The 17750-nt window shown below is 65.1% G+C and carries 17 protein-coding genes; 10 read left to right on the top strand and 7 right to left on the bottom strand.

Annotated features, from left to right (window positions below):
• Positions 1-264: 264 nt before the first annotated feature.
• From J2T21_RS17755 to J2T21_RS17780, 6 genes are all read right to left on the bottom strand, one after another.
• Positions 265-2199, bottom strand: a complete 1935-nt coding sequence (locus J2T21_RS17755) for a heavy metal translocating P-type ATPase (RefSeq protein ID WP_307583230.1) — start codon at positions 2197-2199, stop codon at positions 265-267.
• A 135-nt stretch (positions 2200-2334) separates the two neighbouring features.
• Positions 2335-3030, bottom strand: coding sequence for a Crp/Fnr family transcriptional regulator (locus J2T21_RS17760; RefSeq protein ID WP_307583233.1), 696 nt, complete (start codon positions 3028-3030; stop codon positions 2335-2337).
• Between the two features lie 124 nt (positions 3031-3154).
• On the bottom strand, positions 3155-3376 hold the full coding sequence (locus tag J2T21_RS17765) for a heavy-metal-associated domain-containing protein (protein WP_307583234.1): 222 nt from the start codon (positions 3374-3376) through the stop codon (positions 3155-3157).
• 112 nt (positions 3377-3488) lie between these two features.
• Positions 3489-4403, bottom strand: a complete 915-nt coding sequence (locus J2T21_RS17770; protein ID WP_307583235.1) for a MetQ/NlpA family ABC transporter substrate-binding protein — start codon at positions 4401-4403, stop codon at positions 3489-3491.
• Between the two features lie 97 nt (positions 4404-4500).
• Complete coding sequence (locus J2T21_RS17775; protein WP_307583237.1) at positions 4501-5220, bottom strand: methionine ABC transporter permease; 720 nt, start codon at positions 5218-5220, stop codon at positions 4501-4503.
• Positions 5211-6251 carry a methionine ABC transporter ATP-binding protein gene (locus J2T21_RS17780; RefSeq protein WP_307583238.1) on the bottom strand — a complete coding sequence of 347 codons (1041 nt, stop codon included), beginning with the start codon at positions 6249-6251 and terminating at the stop codon, positions 5211-5213. The genes J2T21_RS17775 and J2T21_RS17780 overlap by 10 nt, the downstream gene beginning before the upstream one ends.
• Before the next feature lie 777 nt (positions 6252-7028).
• Between J2T21_RS17780 and paaA the strand changes: the two genes are divergently transcribed.
• From paaA to J2T21_RS17830, 10 genes are all read left to right on the top strand, one after another.
• On the top strand, positions 7029-8018 hold the full coding sequence (gene paaA, locus J2T21_RS17785; RefSeq protein WP_307583239.1) for a 1,2-phenylacetyl-CoA epoxidase subunit PaaA: 990 nt from the start codon (positions 7029-7031) through the stop codon (positions 8016-8018).
• Between the two features lie 3 nt (positions 8019-8021).
• The gene (gene paaB, locus J2T21_RS17790; RefSeq protein WP_071212832.1) at positions 8022-8315 is read left to right on the top strand and encodes a 1,2-phenylacetyl-CoA epoxidase subunit PaaB; all 294 of its coding nucleotides are present in this window, start codon (positions 8022-8024) and stop codon (positions 8313-8315) included.
• Positions 8312-9172, top strand: coding sequence for a 1,2-phenylacetyl-CoA epoxidase subunit PaaC (paaC, locus tag J2T21_RS17795; protein ID WP_307583242.1), 861 nt, complete (start codon positions 8312-8314; stop codon positions 9170-9172). Before paaB ends, paaC begins: the two co-directional genes overlap by 4 nt.
• A 16-nt stretch (positions 9173-9188) precedes the next feature.
• Positions 9189-9674 carry a 1,2-phenylacetyl-CoA epoxidase subunit PaaD gene (paaD, locus tag J2T21_RS17800; protein ID WP_307583244.1) on the top strand — a complete coding sequence of 162 codons (486 nt, stop codon included), beginning with the start codon at positions 9189-9191 and terminating at the stop codon, positions 9672-9674.
• Positions 9671-10867 (top strand): 1,2-phenylacetyl-CoA epoxidase subunit PaaE, encoded by a 1197-nt coding sequence (paaE, locus tag J2T21_RS17805; RefSeq protein WP_307583246.1) that lies wholly within the window; start codon positions 9671-9673, stop codon positions 10865-10867. Before paaD ends, paaE begins: the two co-directional genes overlap by 4 nt.
• A gap of 88 nt (positions 10868-10955) precedes the next feature.
• Entirely contained in the window at positions 10956-11735 is a 780-nt protein-coding gene (locus J2T21_RS17810) for an enoyl-CoA hydratase/isomerase family protein (protein WP_307583248.1), read from the top strand.
• A 483-nt stretch (positions 11736-12218) separates the two neighbouring features.
• Positions 12219-14360 carry an MMPL family transporter gene (locus J2T21_RS17815; protein ID WP_307583250.1) on the top strand — a complete coding sequence of 714 codons (2142 nt, stop codon included), beginning with the start codon at positions 12219-12221 and terminating at the stop codon, positions 14358-14360.
• A 58-nt stretch (positions 14361-14418) separates the two neighbouring features.
• Positions 14419-15141 (top strand): hypothetical protein, encoded by a 723-nt coding sequence (locus J2T21_RS17820; RefSeq protein ID WP_307583252.1) that lies wholly within the window; start codon positions 14419-14421, stop codon positions 15139-15141.
• A gap of 624 nt (positions 15142-15765) precedes the next feature.
• Positions 15766-16197, top strand: coding sequence for a hypothetical protein (locus J2T21_RS17825; RefSeq protein ID WP_307583253.1), 432 nt, complete (start codon positions 15766-15768; stop codon positions 16195-16197).
• On the top strand, positions 16194-16430 hold the full coding sequence (locus J2T21_RS17830) for a helix-turn-helix transcriptional regulator (protein WP_307583381.1): 237 nt from the start codon (positions 16194-16196) through the stop codon (positions 16428-16430). The genes J2T21_RS17825 and J2T21_RS17830 overlap by 4 nt, the downstream gene beginning before the upstream one ends.
• Here the strand turns inward: J2T21_RS17830 and J2T21_RS17835 are convergent.
• On the bottom strand, positions 16427-17713 hold the full coding sequence (locus J2T21_RS17835; RefSeq protein ID WP_307583255.1) for an MFS transporter: 1287 nt from the start codon (positions 17711-17713) through the stop codon (positions 16427-16429). The genes J2T21_RS17830 and J2T21_RS17835 overlap by 4 nt on opposite strands.
• Positions 17714-17750: the final 37 nt, after the last annotated feature.

The following is a 17750-nucleotide window of genomic DNA, read 5'->3' on the forward strand; positions in this document are numbered from 1 at the left end:
GCCCCCCCCCCGCCCCCCCCGCCCCCCCGGAGCCCGGCCCGCCGGCGCCGCCCCGGCCGGGGGCCCCCGCCCCCGCCCGACTGGGTGCCGCGAAAGTCCTGCTCTGCCACGGGGTTCCTCACGTTTTCGGTGTCCGCGTACTCGGTGCCCAGGTTCATGGTGCGGGGGAGGATGGCCGGGCCCAAGTCCCCGGTGGGAGAGGATGAGCCCCTGCAGGGCAACCGGTTTCCGGTTGACCTGCAGGGGCTCATCCGCAACTCGGTGCTATGCCCCGGCGCGTTCGAGCTCGCGCTCGGGGTCCCCGTCCCCGGCGGCGGAGATGGCCAACGACTTGCCGGGTGTGATGGCTTCGGACTTCCTGTCGCGGTACTTCACCAAACGCACGGCATTGATGATCACCACCAGCACGCTGATCTCGTGGACCAGCATGCCCGTGGACATGAAGACCTTCTGGAACAGGACGCCGGTGAGCAGCAGCACCACGGTGCCCACGGCAATGAAGGTGTTTTGCTTCATGTTGCGCACCGTGGCCTTGGCCAGCGAGAACGAGTGCACCAACTGGTCAAAGCGGTTGCCCATCAAGATCACGTCGGCGGTCTGGATGGAGACGTCGGTGCCCGCACCCATGGCCATGCCGACATCCGCGGTGGCGATCGCCGGGGCGTCGTTGATCCCGTCGCCGATCATCGCGACCTTGTGCCCTTCGGCCTTCAGCTGCTTGACGATCTCGACCTTGTCCGCAGGCATCAGCTCGGCGTGGACCGCGTCCAGGCCCAGCTGCCGGCCGACAAGCTCCGCGGTGTGCCGGTTGTCGCCGGTGAGCATCATGACCTGCTTGATGCCGCGGGCGCGCAACGCCGCAATGGCATCGGCAGCCTCGGGTCGGATCTTGTCGGCAATTGAGAGGATGCCGGACAGTTTCCCATTGATCGAGGCGAAGACCACGGTGTTTCCGGCCTGTTCGCGCGCAACGGCGTAGGACTCGAACTCATCGGAGATCTCGGTGCCGACAATGGCCAGGACCTTGCGGGTTCCCACCACGACCTCGTGGGCGTCCACGGTGCCGCGGATGCCGCCGCCCTTGATGACCTCCACGTCGGCCGGCTGCACACCAAGTTCCAGGTCGGCTTCGGTGGCTGCCTCCACGATGGTGCGACCCAGCGGGTGCTCGGAGGCCAGTTCCAGCTGGGCCGACAATCGCAGGGTCCAGTTGGCGTCGGCACCGTTGGCTGCCTTTATCTCGGTCAGTCGTGGCTTGCCCTCGGTGAGCGTTCCGGTCTTGTCGACCACCAAGGTGTCGACCTTGGACATCTGTTCCAGTGCGTCGCCGCCCTTGACCAGCACGCCGTGGCGGGCGCCGTTGCCGAGCCCTGCGACCATGGACACTGGGGTGGAGATCACCAGGGCGCCGGGGCAGGCGATGACCAGGAAGGTCAGCGCGAATTCCACGTTGCGGCTGAAGACCAGCACCAGGATGGAGAGCACCACGATGGAGGGCGTGTAGATGTTGGCGAAACGGTCAAGGAAACGTTGGGCGCGGGTCTTGGTTTCCTGGGCCTCTTCCACGAGTTCAATGATTTGGGCGAAGGTGGTGTCGTCCCCGACATGCTCGGCCTTCACGTGCACGAATCCGGTGTCGAGGATCGTTCCGGTGTAGACGCCATCGCCGGTGGACTTGGACACCGGGACCGATTCGCCGGTGATGGCGGCCTCGTTGAGCAGGCCGCGTCCGGAGACGATGGGTCCGTCGACGGGGACCTTGCCGCCCGAATGAATGACGATGATCTCGCCTTCGGCGATGTCGTCGACGGGGACGGTGAGGGTTTCCCCGTTGCGAATGACCTGTGCCTCGGCGGGAGCCATGTCGACGAGGTCACGCAGGGAACGCCGGGTTTTTTCCAGGGTCCGGGCCTCGAGCCAGGCGCCGAAAATGAAGAGGAACGCAACGACGGAGGCCTCGACGTATTCGCCGATGATCAGTGCGCCAGTCACCGCGATGGTCACCAGCAAGTCGATGCTGAAGGCCTTGGCGCGCAGGCCTTGGAAGGCCCGGATCGCCGTGGGAATCCCCGCAATCACGGCGGTGGCGAACAATGTGATGTCACGAGGGAGTTCCAGGGAGAGAAAGTGGAATCCGAGGGCGAGGATCAGCATGGCGCCGGTGAGCGCCGCGAACCACGCCTTGGTTTTGCCCGTCATGATGCTCCTTGTCAATGCTGGGACCGGCAACGGTGCCAGTCCGCCGTAAGGACCATTACATCGACAAATCCGGATCCGCGCCTTGACGCGGATCAAGAACCGTCAATCATTCGGTTTTGTGGACGGTGATCCCCGTTACAAGAGGGACAGTGCCCGTGTGTCAAGCAGTTCGATGTCCCGGCCACGGTGCAGGGTGATCCAGCCGGCTTCCTCGAAGGCGGCGAGCTTGCGGCTGAAGGTCTCGGGGGTCAGCCCGAGCAGCGAAGCGACGTCCTTCTTGGCGATGCCCAGGCGGATCCGCTCGGTGCCGGCCGCGGCAGAGGCCTCCAGCAGATAGGTGGCAACCCGGTGGTCTGCGTCGTCCCCGGCCACCGAACTGAGTTGGTGCTCGGTCTCGGCCAGGCGCCGTGAGAGGGTTTCAAGCATCTTGAACGCGACCCCCGGAAAGGTCAGCACGTAGGAGTGCAGGTCGTCATGGTGCAGCGCGCAGATGTCGGACTTTTCAAGCGTGACGGCGAAATGGTCGACAGCGGAACGGTCGATGAAGGTGGACTCGCCCAAGAAGTCGCCCGGTCCCAGGATCCTGATGACCTGTTCATGGCCGGCGTCGGTGATGCGGTAGACCTTCACCAGGCCGCTGTGGATGATCATCAGGTTGGCATTGTGTTCCCCCGCCCCATAGAGCTGGGCGTTGCGCGGGAAGCTGCGCGGTGTCACGCGCCTGGCAACTTCGCCCAGTTCCGCATCGGAAAGTTGGGAAAAGAGCGGGATGCGCGCCACGAGCTGCTCGAGCGCGTTCTCCCCTTCGGGGTGGCCAAGGTGTTGGTGCATGCCACCCATCTAACCAGCGATTTCACCGGCGGCTGGCAAGGGGGGAGCACAAACGGGGCCCGGACGGCGACCGAATGGCCGCTGCCCGGACCCCCCCGAGACCCGTGCGGGTTGCCCCGAAAGGCTAGGCGACCTTCTGCGAAAGCACCGGGTAGCCCAGGCCGCTGATGGTCTTGGCGATCTCCTCTGCCTTGACGATGTTCTCGTCGAAGCCGACCTTGACCTTGTTGGAATTGAACATCACCTGGGTGGTTTCAACGCCCTCCAACTTGCCGACGACGCCCTCGATCTTCTTGATGCAGGAGGGACAGGTGAACGGTTCGGTTTCAAACTTGGCGGTCTTCATGGTTGTGATCCACGCTTTCAGGCTTGGTGCGGATGGTTCCACCATTACACCGCTTGTGCGCGCTGCACGCCTTGACCTGGGTCAAGTACCGCGAAATAACTTCGCAGGCAAGCTATTTGGCGTCGATGGGCACCAGCAGGTCCTTGACGGACGGGTCGGTGCGCAGGAATTCCTGGACCGCGGGGTCCTTGAACGCCTTCACCAGGTTTTGCACGTTCTCGGTGTCCGCGTACTCGGTGCCAATGGTCAGCTGCCCGGCGAACTCGTCGGGCGCGGCCGGGGCGAAGATCTGCTGCGACAGCGGAACCTTGGCCGAGACGTAGTACTCGGTGTAGCCCACCGCGGCGTCAAGGTCCGGAAGGGAACGCGACTGGGCCGCGAAGTCCAGCAGCTTGAACTTGATGCCCTTGGGGTTTTCCGCGATGTCCTTTTGCGTCGCTTTCCACTTGTCAACCGAGGGGTCGAGCTTGATCAGCCCGGCGCGCTCCAGCAGCCACAGTCCCTGGGCCTCGTTGGCCGGGTCCGAGTAGAGGGAAATGGTCGCCCCGTCAGGGATCTGGTCGACGGATTTGTACTTCTCGCTCCAGATCCCGAAGCCCCAGCGGAAGACCGGCGTGGCCGCAGCGAGCTTGAAGTCGGGATTGGCCTCCAGCACCTGGGAAAGCCAGAGCTTGTGCTGGTAGATGGTTCCGGCGACCTCGCCGGTGGACACCGCCCGGTTCAGCGTCGTCGAATCGGCCAGCCCCTTGAAGGCCACCTTGATGCCGTACTTGGGAGCGATTTCCTCCGCCACGAAGTCCACCAGGGCCTGCTCGGCGTGGTTGCCCTCCGCGGTAACCACCGTCAGCGTGGCACCGGCAACGGTGTTCGGCGACTCGGTGCCCGAGTTGGAACCGATGACTGCACCCGCCGTGATGGCTCCGGCCAGGGCGATGGCGGCGAGGGTCCAGGGCCACTTCTTGTGCTTTTGGATGGTGAAGCCGTGGGAATCGGTCACTGGCTTGGTCTCGGGATCTGTGATGGTCATGGGGGAACCGCCTTTCGGGCGCGGGAGTGGGGAAACGAATGTTGGTCGGGGGCAGGAGGAATGTCCGGGCCCGGGTGCGGCGGGGTGCCGGGGGTGGCTAGGCGCGGCGGCGCAGGTGCGGTGTGGTGGCCTTGACCAGGGCGTCTCCGCCGAGCTGGACGATGGTGACCATCGCGATCAGCAGCAGCACGGTGGCCAGCATGACCGTCTGGTCGAAGCGCTGGTAGCCGTAGGTAACGGCGACGTAGCCAATGCCGCCGGCGCCGATGGTTCCGGCGATGGCCGAGTATTCGATCATCGCGATGGTGTTGATGGTCAGCCCGCCCAGGATTGCCGGGACTGCCTCGCCCAGCTGCGCGGTGCGGATGATCTGCAGCGGGGAGCCGCCCGAGGCGCGGGCCGCGGCGGTGACCGACCGCGGGACATCGCGCAAACAGTTCTCCACCAGCCGGGCGAAGAACGGGATGCCGGCCAGCGACATGGGAACCACGGCGGCGGCAATGCCGATGTTGGTGCCGGTGACGAAGCGGGTGAACGGGACGATCGCGGCCATCAGCACCAGGAAGGGCAGGGACCGGCCGATGTTCACGATCCAGCTGAGCACCGAATAGGTGCCGCGGTGCTCGAAGAGCCCGCCGGGTGCCATGTTGTGCAAGGCGACGGCGATCGGGGTGCCCAGGGAAACGACGATCAGCATCACGATGCCGACCATGGCCAGGGTCTCGCCCAGGGCCGGGACCAGCAACGCCGGAAGCTCCGGCAGGGGAGTGTCGGCCAGGGCGCGGATCTGCACCGCGGCGGAAATGTTCAGGCCCATTGGAGTTCCTCCGTGGCTCGTGGGACGGCGGTGGACACGGGGTCGGGACCTGCGGTGCGCACGGGCACCGCGTGCAGGCCCTGCCGGGCAAAGGCCGCGGCGGCCTGGTGGGCCGGGGCGCGCAGCCCCACGGTCGCGGTGCCGGTGCTGGTGCCGTCGATGCTTTGGATGCTTGCCGCCAACAGGGCCAGCGGTTCGCCGAGTTCGGCCGAAACCCGCTGCAGCCAGTCTGCCGGTACAGCGCGCGAATCGTAGCTCAGCGCCCAGGGTGTCGAGCCGGGGGCGGGGGCGGCCGCTGCGGGCCGTGGTTGCAGGGCCCGGCCAAGGACCGAGTCGTGGTCGGTGACCAGATCCACCAGCCGGCCCTGTTCCACGATGCGCCCGTCCTCCAGGCGCGCCGCGGTGTCCGCCACATGCAGCACGGTGTCCATTTCATGGGTGACGAACACGACCGCGAGGTCCAGGTCGTCGCGCAGCTGGCGCAGCAGTGCCACCATGGACAACGTGGTTTCCGGGTCGAGGCCCGAGGTTGCCTCGTCGGAGAGCAGCACCGAGGGGCGCAACGCCAGGGCGCGGGCGATGCCCACGCGCTGCCGCTGGCCGCCGGAGAGTTCGAAGGGGTAGTGGTCGGCGCGGTGCGCGAGCCCGACGCGCTCGAGCAGTTCCGCAACCCGTGCCTTCGTCTCTGCCGGGGTGACGCCCAGGTACTGGAGCGGCAGGGCCACGTTCTGCGCCGCGGTGCTGCGCGAGAGCAGGCTGGCGGACTGGAAGATGGTGCCGATGCGCCGCCGTGCGACGCGCAGCCTGCGTTCGGGCAGGGACGCAAGGTCCTCGCCGTTGACGATGACCTGCCCGGAAGTGGGCCGTTCGAGCAGGCCGATGCACTGGGCGAGGGTGGACTTGCCGGCTCCGGAGGGGCCTGTGACGGCGAGGATCTCGCCGGGGGCGACCTCGATGTCGAGGTTGTCCAAGACCGTCAGGGCACCTGGCCCGTTTCCGTAGACCTTGGTGAGTTTTTTCAGGGTGATCATGCGTTGTTTCTCCGTGCTGGAGTGGCACCGGGGTGGTGCCGCAGGGGGCGTGAAGCCCCTGCCCGGTGATCCGGTGAAGGGGCGATGAACCATTTTGTGCCGTAGCAATGCCCTGAATCCATGCCCCTGTCACCCGGTGGCACGCGGCGACATGGTGCGTCATCCGGAGCGGGCAACCCCGGTCTTTGTTGCCTGCCGTGACGCAGGTGCACGGCCCGCAGCGACGCCGCGCGTCATCTGCGCGGCAGGTTTTCGGCGGGCGTGGTATCTCGGAGCGCGGGTTCCCCATGGGGCGAAACACGGCCGCGGACCACGACTCCCGACCTTTGTCATTTCAGGTGAGGCAGACGGCCCCGGTTTTCCGCGGTTGCCTCGGGTGTTGTGGAACGAAACCCCGAATTCCATTCCACTACACCCGAGGCAAATCGGCATTTGGCTGGGTTCGCGGTGGTGTGATGGTTTCGCTGAGGCCGTTTGATGTTGGAATTTCGGATTGAAGGATCGAGGTTTCGGTCGGCCCAAGTGAGATGGGAAGTTTCCTCAGGCGAAGTAAGGCGGAACGGACCAATTGCCTCGGGTGTAGTGAGGCAGAAGCGTTTATGCCTCGGGTGTAGTGAGACAGAATCACCTAATGCCTCGGGTGTAGTGAGATTGCCTCACCTGTAGTGAGACAGGACAACGACTCCCGGCAGCACCGTGATTGACGAAAAGGTGATCGTCCGCATATCCTGAACGAACGGTCAGTAAATAACTTTTTGTCACAGTGAGGTGAGCACTATGGCTGCACAGCAAGAAAGCGGCGGATCGCTATCCGCAGTACTTTCTCCTGAGGAGCAAGCAGGGCAGGATCGGTTCAACCAGATCATTGCCGAGGATTCGCGCATCGAACCGCGCGACTGGATGCCGGAGGCGTACCGCAAGACGCTGACGCGGCAGATGTCGCAGCACGCGCACTCCGAGATCATCGGCATGCAGCCCGAGGCCAACTGGATCACCAGGGCCCCGTCGCTGAAGCGCAAGGCCATCCTGATGGCCAAGGTGCAGGACGAAGCGGGCCACGGCCTGTACCTGTACTCGGGCACCGAGACCCTCGGCACCCCGCGCGATGTCCTCAACGACCAGTTGATGACGGGCAAGGCCAAATACTCCTCGATCTTCAACTACCCGGCACGTTCCTGGGCCGACATGGGAGCAATCGGCTGGCTGGTTGACGGCGCCGCAATCGCCAACCAGGTCCCGCTGTGCCGCGCCTCCTACGGCCCGTACGGCCGCGCCATGGTGCGCATCTGCAAGGAAGAATCCTTCCACCAGCGCCAGGGTTTCGAGATCCTGCTGGAACTGGCCGGCGGCACCGAGGCACAGAAGAAGATGGCGCAGGACGCCATCAACCGCTTCTACGCCCCGTCGCTGATGATGTTCGGACCCCCGGATGCCGATTCGCCGAACTCCAAGCAGTCCACCGCCTGGAAGATCAAGCGCTTCTCCAACGACGAACTGCGCCAGCGCTTCGTCGGCATGATCGCCGAGCAGGTCAAGGTCCTGGGCCTGACCCTTCCGGACCCGGAGCTGCGCTTCGACGAGGAATCCGGCACCTGGATCCACATGGACCTGGACTGGGAAGAATTCAAGGCAGTCATCGCCGGCAACGGCCCCTGCAACGCCCAGCGCCTGCAGCGCCGCAACGATGCACACAACGAAGGCGCCTGGGTGCGCGAAGCTGCCGCTGCATACGCGGCAAATATGGCTCGAAAGACCGAGGTTGCATAAATCATGACCGAAACACACGGCACCTGGCCGCTCTGGGAAGTATTCGTCCGTTCCTCCCGCGGGCTCTCGCACGTGCACGCCGGTTCGCTGCACGCACCGGACGCGGAAATGGCATTGAAGAACGCCCGCGACCTGTACACCCGCCGCAACGAGGGCATCTCGCTGTGGGTCGTTGCGAGCACCGACATCATTGCCTCGGACCCCGACGCGAAGGGCATGTACTTCGAGTCCCCGCAGGGCAAGGACTACCGCCATGCCACTTACTACACCAAGTCCGAGGGCGTGAAGCACCTGTGAGCGCACACGACATCGACCACTCGCTGGATTCCTTCGGTGACGCCAGCGCCTCGGCCACCCGCGTCACCCCGGGCAACGCACTGCGCCCCGAGGACATCGCGATCCAGCAGGAGAAGCCGACCGACCTGGTCGCGCAGTACGCACTGCGCCTGGGCGACGACGCCTTGATCCTGGCCCAGCGTCTCTCGCACTGGATCTCCCGTGGCCCGGAGCTGGAGGAAGACATCGCCCTGGGCAATATCGCCCTGGACCAGTTGGGCCATGCCCGCTCCTTCCTCACCTACGCCGGCAAGGCCTGGGATAAGACCGAGGACGATTTGGCCTACTGGCGCGAGGAAGAGGACTTCCGCTCGCTGCACATCGTCGAACAGCCCAACGGCGACTTCGGCGTCACCATCATGCGCCAGCTGATCATCTCCATCTACCAGCACCTGCTCTACACCGAGCTGCTTCAGTCCTCCGACCCGACGATCGCGGCGATTTCCGCCAAGGCCGTCAAGGAGGTCGACTACCACCGCGACCACGCCATCGCCTGGACCCTGCGCCTGGGGATGGGCACCGAGGAATCGGCCCGACGCATGCGCCACGCCCTGGCGGTGCTCTGGCCCTACGTGGGGGAGATCTTCGAGGACGAGGACCTGCACACCGCCCTCGGCGACGTCGCCGTGGCGCCCTCGACCCTGCGCGCCGCCTGGGACGAGGAATTCGCCTCCGTCCTGGCCGACGCCGGGCTCGAGGTACCAACCGTTCCGTACGCAATGGCCCGGGGCCGGCGCGGCGAGCATTCCGAGCACCTTGGCTTCATCCTGGCCGAGATGCAGGTGCTTGCCCGCAAGCACCCCGGCGCCACCTGGTAAGCAAAGGACACAAGACATGATTGCCACCATCGCCGAGCTCCGAGAGATCGCCTCGCGCGTCACCGATCCCGAGATCCCGGTACTCACCATCGCGGACCTGGGGATCCTGCGGGACGTGGACATGGAGGGTGACACAGTGGTTGTCACCATCACCCCCACCTACTCCGGGTGCCCGGCGATGGACGCAATCACCGAGGACCTCGGAATCGTCTTCAAGGAATCCGGATACGACAATGTCCGGGTCAACCTGGTCCTTTCCCCGGCCTGGAGCACCGACTGGATGACCGAGTCGGGCAAGACCAAGCTGGAGGCCTACGGCATTGCCCCGCCCACGGGCACCGGACACCGCGGCCCGGTGACCCTGGGCATGGCCGTGAAATGCCCGCAGTGCCATTCGCTCAATACCAAAGAACTTTCCCGCTTTGGTTCCACCGCCTGCAAGTCCATGTACCAATGCAAGGACTGCCTGGAACCCTTCGACTACTTCAAGGTGCTCTCATGACAGACACGACTGCCTCCCTGCCCACCGACGGGGGCGTTGATCCCGAGGTCCCGGGCCGCCGCCGGACCACGTTCCACACCCTCACCGTTGCCGAGGTCCGCAGGCTCACCGCCGACGCCATCGAGGTGACCTTCGCGGTCCCCGCCGAACTGGCCGGACAGTACGACTACCTGCCGGGCCAATACGTGGCCCTGCGCAAGGAGCTCGAGGACCTCGACGGCAACATGGTCGAGCTGCGCCGCAGCTACTCGATCTGCGCCGAGCCCACGGACGGCGAGATCCACGTGGCCATCAAGCGCGACATCGGCGGGATCTTCTCCACCTGGGCCAACGAGTCGCTGGTCGCCGGGGACACCATGGATGTCATGAGCCCCACCGGCGGCTTCATCTCCAAGCACAAGATGACCGGGATGAACGACCCCGAGTCCATCGACGTGGAAAACGAGGACACGTTCGTGGCGGTGGCCGCCGGCTCGGGCATCACCCCGGTCATGGCGATCGCCCGCACGGTGCTGGCAGCCAACAAAAACGTCCACTTCGACCTGGTCTACGCGAACAAGGCAGCCATGGACGTGATGTTCCTGGAGGAACTGGCCGACCTCAAGGACCGCTACCCGGCCCGCTTTGCGCTGCACCACGTACTGAGCCGCGAACAGCGCATCTCCCCGCTGCTCTCGGGCCGCATCGACTCCGAGAAGCTGAACAAGCTGCTCGGCGCGGTCATCCGCACCGACCAGGTCGACGAATGGTTCCTCTGCGGGCCCTTCGAACTGGTCCAGCTGGTGCGCGACAATCTCGCCGCCCAGGGCGTCCCTGCCGAGAAGGTCCGCTACGAGCTGTTCACCACCGGCGAGCCGAACCGCCCCGAGGGCAACATCGGCCGCCCGGTGCTCATCGATGAATCCGATGAGACCTACTCGATCGGATTCAAGCTCGATGGCCTGCAGGGCGAGGTCAAGAGCCCGGTGAATGCACGCGAAACCGTCCTCAATGCGGCGCTGCGGGTCCGCCCGGATGTCCCGTTTGCCTGCGCCGGCGGCGTGTGCGGCACCTGCCGCGCCAAGGTCGTCGAAGGCGCGGTGGAAATGGATGAGAACTACGCGCTGGAACCGGACGAGATCGAGCGTGGTTACGTGCTGACCTGCCAGTCGCGTCCCACCACCGAACGCGTCCTGGTCGACTACGACGCCTAGTCACAAGCAACACCGGCAAGGATCCATCCGCACCCAGCGGGTGGATCCTTGCCGTAGGACCCGAAAATCCCCAGTGAACGGACCAACGATGATTGAACTGAATATCTCCGACGGCGTGGCGGAGATCGTGCTCAACGCCCCGCAAAAGATGAACTCGCTGAACGAGGCGGCGTTGGCGGAATTGGAAGCCGCCTATGACAAGGCCGCCGAGGGTGTGGAAACCGGCGAGGTGCGCGCGCTGCTGCTGCGCGGGGAGGGCCGCGGCTTCTGCGCCGGCCGCGACATCTCCGGGGTGGTCCCCGCCGACGACGACGTCATGGGCTACCTGGGCGGAAAGGTCCAGCCGCTGCTGGCCAAGATGTCCTCCTTCCCGGCCCCCACCTTTGCTGCCGTGCACGGCGCGTGCCTCGGGGTCGGGCTGGGCCTGGCCATCGCCACCGATGTGGTTTACGTGGCGGATAATGCGAAAATCGGTTCCCCCTTCGCCAACCTGGGTGCGACCCTGGATTCGGGCGGGCACTGGCTGTTCACCGAACGCCTGGGCACGCACCGCACGCTGGATTTGATCTACACTGCCGAGTTGATCAGCGGTGCCGATGCGGTGGCCTCGGGGCTCTTCTCCCGCGCCATGCCGGCAGACACGCTGCTGGAGACGACGCGGGGGATCGTCGCGAAGGTCGCCACCGGCGCCACCGGGGCGTTCCGCGCCTCCAAGGAACTGGTCGCCGAGATCCGCGACGCCCGACTGGGCCTGTGGGACTCGATGGCCAACGAAAACCAGGCCCAGGCCGACCTGTGCGCCACCGAGGACTACGCCGAGGGTTTCCTGGCCTTCCAGGAAAAGCGCAAGCCCGCCTTCAAGGGCTGAGATTCCCGAATGCATGACAGCGGCGCCCCTGCCACGAGCGGGGGCGCCGCCGTTTTTGCCACGGCGCGCCGTTCTCGGGCGGGGCGTGAGGCCTGGGCGCAAGCCCGCATCCGTGGGGCGTCTGGTCCGCGTGTGATCGTTTATCCGGCATCGGCCGGCCGTGCGGGGGAGCGAAACACCGCCGTGGCGCTCCGCGGCGAGGCGGTTCTCCAGGCAAGTGCATGGCGTTCCCGCAGCGCGGCGCGAACCAACCGCAGGCGTGGGAAACTCCCGGGGGAGGAATCGCAGCTGATCGCCGTCGGTGGTGCCTTGCGGCAGCGGCGTGGCCAAGGCACCGTGACCACCCGACCCACCGTCCCGGGCCCGGAATAACGCGCGCGCTGGTCCCGGGTGCGCGGGATCCGCGTATCAACCAAAGGATTGAGATGGTTTTCAACCGGTTGTCCGATGTGTGGTGGCAGGCCCTCTTGATTGACTGAAGCCATGTCCAATTTTCGGCTTCGTTCCTCCCTGCCCCAACGACTGACCTCCCGTCGAGGCGCCTGGGTTTCGCTTGTCCTGGTGCTCCTGTGCGTTGTTGCCCTCTTTGGGCTACTCCGTTCCGCCGAAGCACCGGCCTCAAATGCGATTTCTCCGGATACTTCCGAGTCGGCCGAGGTCAACGCCCTGGCTGAGCAGTTCCCCGGCAGCGACGAAGGATCGGTGCTGATCGTGGCCACGCACCAGGACGGGACGCGGCTTTCCGAGGCAGACATGGCCGATCTGGCCGCGCTGGCACCGGCCATCGATGACACCACCGGGCACCAGGCCTTCCGGCCGTTCGTCAGCGAAGACGGGAAGGCCGCCGTCATCCAGACCGCAATCACCTTGGGTGAAGACAACACGGCCACTGCCCAAACAGTGAAGGACGTGCGCAACACCCTGGCGCAGAACCCCATCGCCGGAATCTCCCTGCAGGTCACCGGGGGATCCGCCTTCGGCGCCGATATCGCAGCATCCTTCGAGGGCGCCGACTTCACATTGCTGTTGGTCACCATCGGGATCGTTGCGGTGTTGCTGATCCTCACCTACCGTTCCCCGGTCCTATGGCTGATCCCGTTGGTGGTGGTGGCCATCGCGGACCAGATTGCCGGGATGGCCACGGCGGCACTCGGCAGCGCCTTCGATCTGCAATTCGATGCGGGGATCATCAGCGTCCTGGTCTTCGGTGCCGGAACGAACTATGCCCTGCTCTTGATCTCGCGCTACCGCGAAGAACTCATGGATACCCGGGACCATCGCCTGGCCATGGCAAACGCCTGGCGCGGCACGGCTCCGGCCATTGTGGCCTCGAACGTGACCGTTGTACTCTCCCTGGCCACCCTGGTTCTGGCCGTCATCCCCGGAACCCGGGGATTGGGCATTTCCTCGGCCGTGGGGCTCATCATCGCCCTGGTTGCCGTGCTCTTTGCGTTGCCGCCCTTGCTGGTGGTGTGCGGGCGCAGGATCTTCTGGCCGTTTATTCCCCGCCCGGAACAGCCGCAGGGCCGTCAGCGCATGTGGGGAGTGATCGCCGGCAAGGTGGTGCGCCGCCCGGTGGTGGCACTGCTGGCCGGTGGTGCCTTGCTGGCCGTCATGGCCAGCGGCCTGTTTGGCACGTCCATTGGCTTGACACAGACCGAGAAGTTCCGCGTGGCCTCCGAATCGGCAGCCGGGTTGGAGACACTTGGCGAACACTTCCCGCCCGGTGAATCCCAGCCGATGTTCCTGATTGCCAAGAGCTCGAAGATCGACCAGGTACAGTCGGCAGCCCGGGACGTCGCAGGAGTATTGCGCGTGACGCCGCTGGGTGCATCCGAGAACGGGGAGCTTGAAAAACTGATGGTCACCGGGGAACCGGGCCCCGGAACCCCCGAGAGCCTGGCCCTGGTGGAGGAACTGCGCGAGGCGGTGCATGCCGTCGCGGGTGCCGACGCGATTGTTGGCGGCGCAGTGGCCGAGGACGTCGATGCCCGTGCCGGGAACATGCGCGACCTGCTGCTGATCGCACCGTTGGTCTTGGCGGTGAGCTTCCTGGTGCTGTTGGCACTGTTGCGTTCGATGGTGGCCCCGGCCTTGCTGCTGGTGGTCAATGTGTTCAGCGCGCTGGCCGCCATCGGTGCGGGGTCGTGGCTCAGCCAAAGGTTTTTCGGCCAGGACTCGCTGGATCTGCAGGTGCCGTTGCTCGCGTTCCTGTTCCTGGTCGCCTTGGGCATCGACTACACGATATTCCTGGTCCACCGGGCCAGAAGCGAGGCCGAGGTCCATGGCACCAGGCAGGGCATGGTCCGTGCGGTTGCCAGCACCGGAGGTGTGATCACCAGCGCCGGCATTGTCCTGGCCGCGGTGTTTGCCGCCTTGGGCATGCTGCCGTTGGTGACCCTGGGCCAGCTGGGCCTGATTGTGGGACTGGGCGTGTTGGTCGATACCTTGGTCGTACGCACGGTGATCGTTCCGGCCATCTTCAGCGTGGTTGGAGACCGCATTTGGTGGCCCTCCCCGCCGCCCCACGCCCGGCACACGGATGGGGGCGTGGCGGCAACGGACTCCGAGGAGGGAGAATCAGGTCATGGCGCTTATTCCAGTGGAGTCTCCCTTACCCGCTAGACCCGGGTCCCCCTCCCAAACCGGCAAGGCGCCGGGAGAAGGAAACCGTGCCTCGAACTTGACGATCCGTACGATGCGGGTGGGGTTGCACCTACTCACGGCCGCGCTGGTGGTGATCTCCGTGGCCCGGGCGCTGATGAGCGGGACCCCGCTGGTTTTGGCGCTGGGCAGCGGCGTGGCAATTTTTGTTTGGTACCTGGCCGGGATGCTGGTGGCCGGGCCGCAACGAGTCGCCTCGAGTGCCGGCTGGTGGCTGCTGGGCCTTGCCCTGCTCTGGATCGGGGCGGTGATCGTCTCACCGGAGTACCTTTGGCTGGCCTTTGCCCTGTGGCTGCTGGCCGGCTATGTCCTGCGTTGGCGCTGGGCCGTTCTCTTCTCTGTGGTGGTTTACGCCATGGTTGCGGTTGCCCCGATTCTGGAATTCGGGTCCACCACCTTTGCCGGTGTGATCGGACCACTGCTTGGCGGGGTCTTTGCCCTGAGCATCGCCCGGGGATACCTCGAGGACCTGGAGCAGGGCCGCTTCTCCATGAACGTGCGCATGTTGGCCCATCCCTCCGACCGAGGCTACCTCACGGGGTTGTTCCAACAACTCGTCGTGGCGGTGTTGGCCGGGGCCGCAGTGCTTGGGGCGATCATCCTGATCGTTGCCAATGAGGGGCCCCTGGTCGCGGGGGACATCCACCTTTACGCGGTCTTTGGCTTCGCCTTGCTCTTTGGAGGTTTTGTGTTGGGCATGCGCAGCCTGATGCTGGTGTTCAAGCGCGATCAGGACGGGTAATGATGCCGGCGGCGAGGGCCCATCGAGCACCTGGCATTGTTCAAAGCCACTTTGCCCACCAGCCGCGGAGCCAGGACTCCAGCCGAATGGCGGTGTAGAACGCTCCGCGCAGTTCGCTGAGCCTGGACCCGTATCCGTGGACCCGGATCCAGCGGCACCCGAGTTGGCCAGGAGCGCATTTCACGGTCGGGCGGCTTGGGCCGAAGCGGATGTCGCGGGTTTTCCGTGTGCGTTGAATTCGCCGCCGGACGGATCCTTGAGGGGGGTGCGAATTGGAGACGATGCGGGAGGCCGTGGCCGGCCACGAGTGGTTCTGGCGGGATTCCACCGGAGCGACCTCGGCGGGTTCCGGCGGGTCGGGAGCGGTTGGCCGGACAGGACGGCAGGGGAGCTGTAACGCATGGCCCGTGATCCGGGTATGCGGGTTTGGGAAAAACCACGTACTTCACGGGGAAATGTCGATTTGCGGTAGGCGCAACACCGAGCCGGTGCGCCATGGGCAGGACGTCGTCTTCGTCCACTCTGCTTTCCCGGGCGATTGCCATGTCAAAAAATCTTTACATTGATCTATCATGGACCTAGGCTCTAAAGTAAAGAATCTTTGACATTTAGGGGTTGGTGGACGTGTCCAGCGAAGAACGTGTTGCCTGGGTGGGCGTCGCTTCCGGCAGTGCTGGAATGCTGGTATTTGTCGCGCTGGCGCTGATTCATGCGCTGGGAGACGGCCGCCTGGCGGGGCAAAACTACACTATTCCGATGATCCTCTGTGTCTTCGTCATGGTGGCCCCGGTGTGGATAGTGCGCGGACTTCTGGCCAGGGGCCGCAAAAAGACGGACCTTGGTCCAGATGAGCGGGATCGCGACATTGCACGCCGCGCCGACCAGGCCAAGTTCCAGGTCCTCTTGTTCGCCTGCGTGGTCGTCTTGTCCATGGCCTTCACCGGCACCGAACATTTCTGGATCGCTTCGACGGTCTTTGCCGGTTTGGGATTCTCCCTCCTCGTGGGTGCCGGGGTGCAGATTGCCGGCTACCGCCGTGGCGTACCAACGTGGTGAACCGCGGGCGGCTCGGCAACTCCATCCGGGAACTCAGGGCAGGCAAAAACAACATGACCCAGGCCGAACTCGGCGCTCTGGTCGGGGTGACGCGCCAAACCATCATCGCCATCGAACAGGGGAAATACTCGCCCTCCCTGGAATCGGCATTCCGGATCGCCCACGCGCTGAACCTCCCCATCACCGAGGTCTTCAGGTACGAGTTCGAGACGACGGTGGGCGAGGGAGACTAAGCTTCCTCACGAGTCTTGCCACGCAGCAGGGCCAGCAGGGGCAGGGCCGCAAAGGCCGTCAGGCCCACCCAGATCCACATGGCGTTTTGCAGGCCCAGCGCGTCCCCGACTAGGCCGCCGACGATGCCCAGGATCGGCACCGGTCCCATGGTGAACACCAGCCGGAATCCCTGTTGGCGCCCCATCATCCCATCCGGGGTGGAACCGGCCAGCAGCCCGTAGGCAGTGGCGTTGTAGGAAACCATCAGCGCGTTGTAGAGCACAGAATGGCCGATGACCACCCATACGGCCCCGGTGCCGGCGAGCGCGGCCAGGGGGACCAGCGCCACGGCCAGCGGCAGGAGGAAGATGGACAGGGCCAGGACCCGGTATTCTCCCCATTTGCCCACGAGGGACGGGACCAACAGCGAGCCGAGCAGCCCTCCGACGGCGATGGTGGAAATGACCAAGCCGATGGCCGGGGGTGTGAAACCCAGAACCTTGACGAAGTACAAGGTCTCCAGCGCCGATCCGAACGCCAATCCCATGTTGGTGATTGCCGACGACGTTACCAGAGCGCGGATGACGGGGTTCGTGAGTGTGAAGCGAAGCCCCTCGCCGAAGGAATCCCGGAAGCCGATCCGCGGTGTCGATTCCGCGGATGGCACCGATCGTCCCGGCTTCCTGCGAAATCCCCAAAGCAAGGTGGCTGCGGCGAGCAGATTGGCGGTTCCGGCGACGAGCAGGGTAAAGGGCGCTGACATGACGGCGACCAGCACGCCGGCCAACCCGGGGGAAGCGATCCCGACCGAAGTCTCGACGGTTTCCTTGCGTGCATAGGCCGTGGATACCAGATCCCGTCCCACCGTCGAAGGCAGCGCCGATCCGGCACCCATGTTCCACAACATTCCTGCCACTCCCACGAGGAACGAAACACAGACCAGCTGCAGGTAGCCCAGGGCACCCATCGACCAGGCCAGCGGCACCGAGAAAATGGCCAGACCCGCCGCCAGCTGCGCCCACATCATGGTCCCGATCCGGTTGACGCGGTCCAGCATGATTCCCGCGGGGATCGCCAGGAATAAAAACGCCACCGATTCGGAGGCATTGAGGATTCCGATCTGGGTCGCGTTGGCGCCCAGGGCATAGATGGCGACCAAATCGTTGGCCACATTCAGGATGCCCGTCGACAGGGCGCCAAACGCAACGGAAAACAGCAGCGCCTGGAATCCGGGACGGTTGCGCAGAAGCCGATTCGGCACTGCCGCGTCGAGGTCGGAACCCGCCGCAGTGTCCTTGTCCATGGATTCCCCGTTCGACTGCCTCGACTCAAGCCATTGG

Origin of the sequence: Paeniglutamicibacter psychrophenolicus (genome assembly GCF_030812255.1) — a bacterium.
Lineage (GTDB): Bacteria > Actinomycetota > Actinomycetes > Actinomycetales > Micrococcaceae > Paeniglutamicibacter > Paeniglutamicibacter psychrophenolicus_A.

Bases quoted from the DNA above. Each gene is read 5' to 3' on its own strand.
- J2T21_RS17770 (WP_307583235.1), bottom strand. From the start codon at position 4,403: ATGACCATCACAGATCCCGAGACCAAGCCAGTGACCGATTCCCACGGC.
- paaB (WP_071212832.1), top strand. From the start codon at position 8,022: ATGACCGAAACACACGGCACCTGGCCGCTCTGGGAAGTATTCGTCCGT.
- J2T21_RS17775 (WP_307583237.1), bottom strand. From the start codon at position 5,220: ATGGGCCTGAACATTTCCGCCGCGGTGCAGATCCGCGCCCTGGCCGAC.
- paaD (WP_307583244.1), top strand. From the start codon at position 9,189: ATGATTGCCACCATCGCCGAGCTCCGAGAGATCGCCTCGCGCGTCACC.
- J2T21_RS17765 (WP_307583234.1), bottom strand. From the start codon at position 3,376: ATGAAGACCGCCAAGTTTGAAACCGAACCGTTCACCTGTCCCTCCTGC.
- J2T21_RS17780 (WP_307583238.1), bottom strand. From the start codon at position 6,251: ATGATCACCCTGAAAAAACTCACCAAGGTCTACGGAAACGGGCCAGGT.
- J2T21_RS17755 (WP_307583230.1), bottom strand. From the start codon at position 2,199: ATGACGGGCAAAACCAAGGCGTGGTTCGCGGCGCTCACCGGCGCCATG.
- J2T21_RS17810 (WP_307583248.1), top strand. From the start codon at position 10,956: ATGATTGAACTGAATATCTCCGACGGCGTGGCGGAGATCGTGCTCAAC.
- J2T21_RS17760 (WP_307583233.1), bottom strand. From the start codon at position 3,030: ATGCACCAACACCTTGGCCACCCCGAAGGGGAGAACGCGCTCGAGCAG.
- paaA (WP_307583239.1), top strand. From the start codon at position 7,029: ATGGCTGCACAGCAAGAAAGCGGCGGATCGCTATCCGCAGTACTTTCT.
- paaE (WP_307583246.1), top strand. From the start codon at position 9,671: ATGACAGACACGACTGCCTCCCTGCCCACCGACGGGGGCGTTGATCCC.
- J2T21_RS17815 (WP_307583250.1), top strand. From the start codon at position 12,219: ATGTCCAATTTTCGGCTTCGTTCCTCCCTGCCCCAACGACTGACCTCC.
- J2T21_RS17835 (WP_307583255.1), bottom strand. From the start codon at position 17,713: ATGGACAAGGACACTGCGGCGGGTTCCGACCTCGACGCGGCAGTGCCG.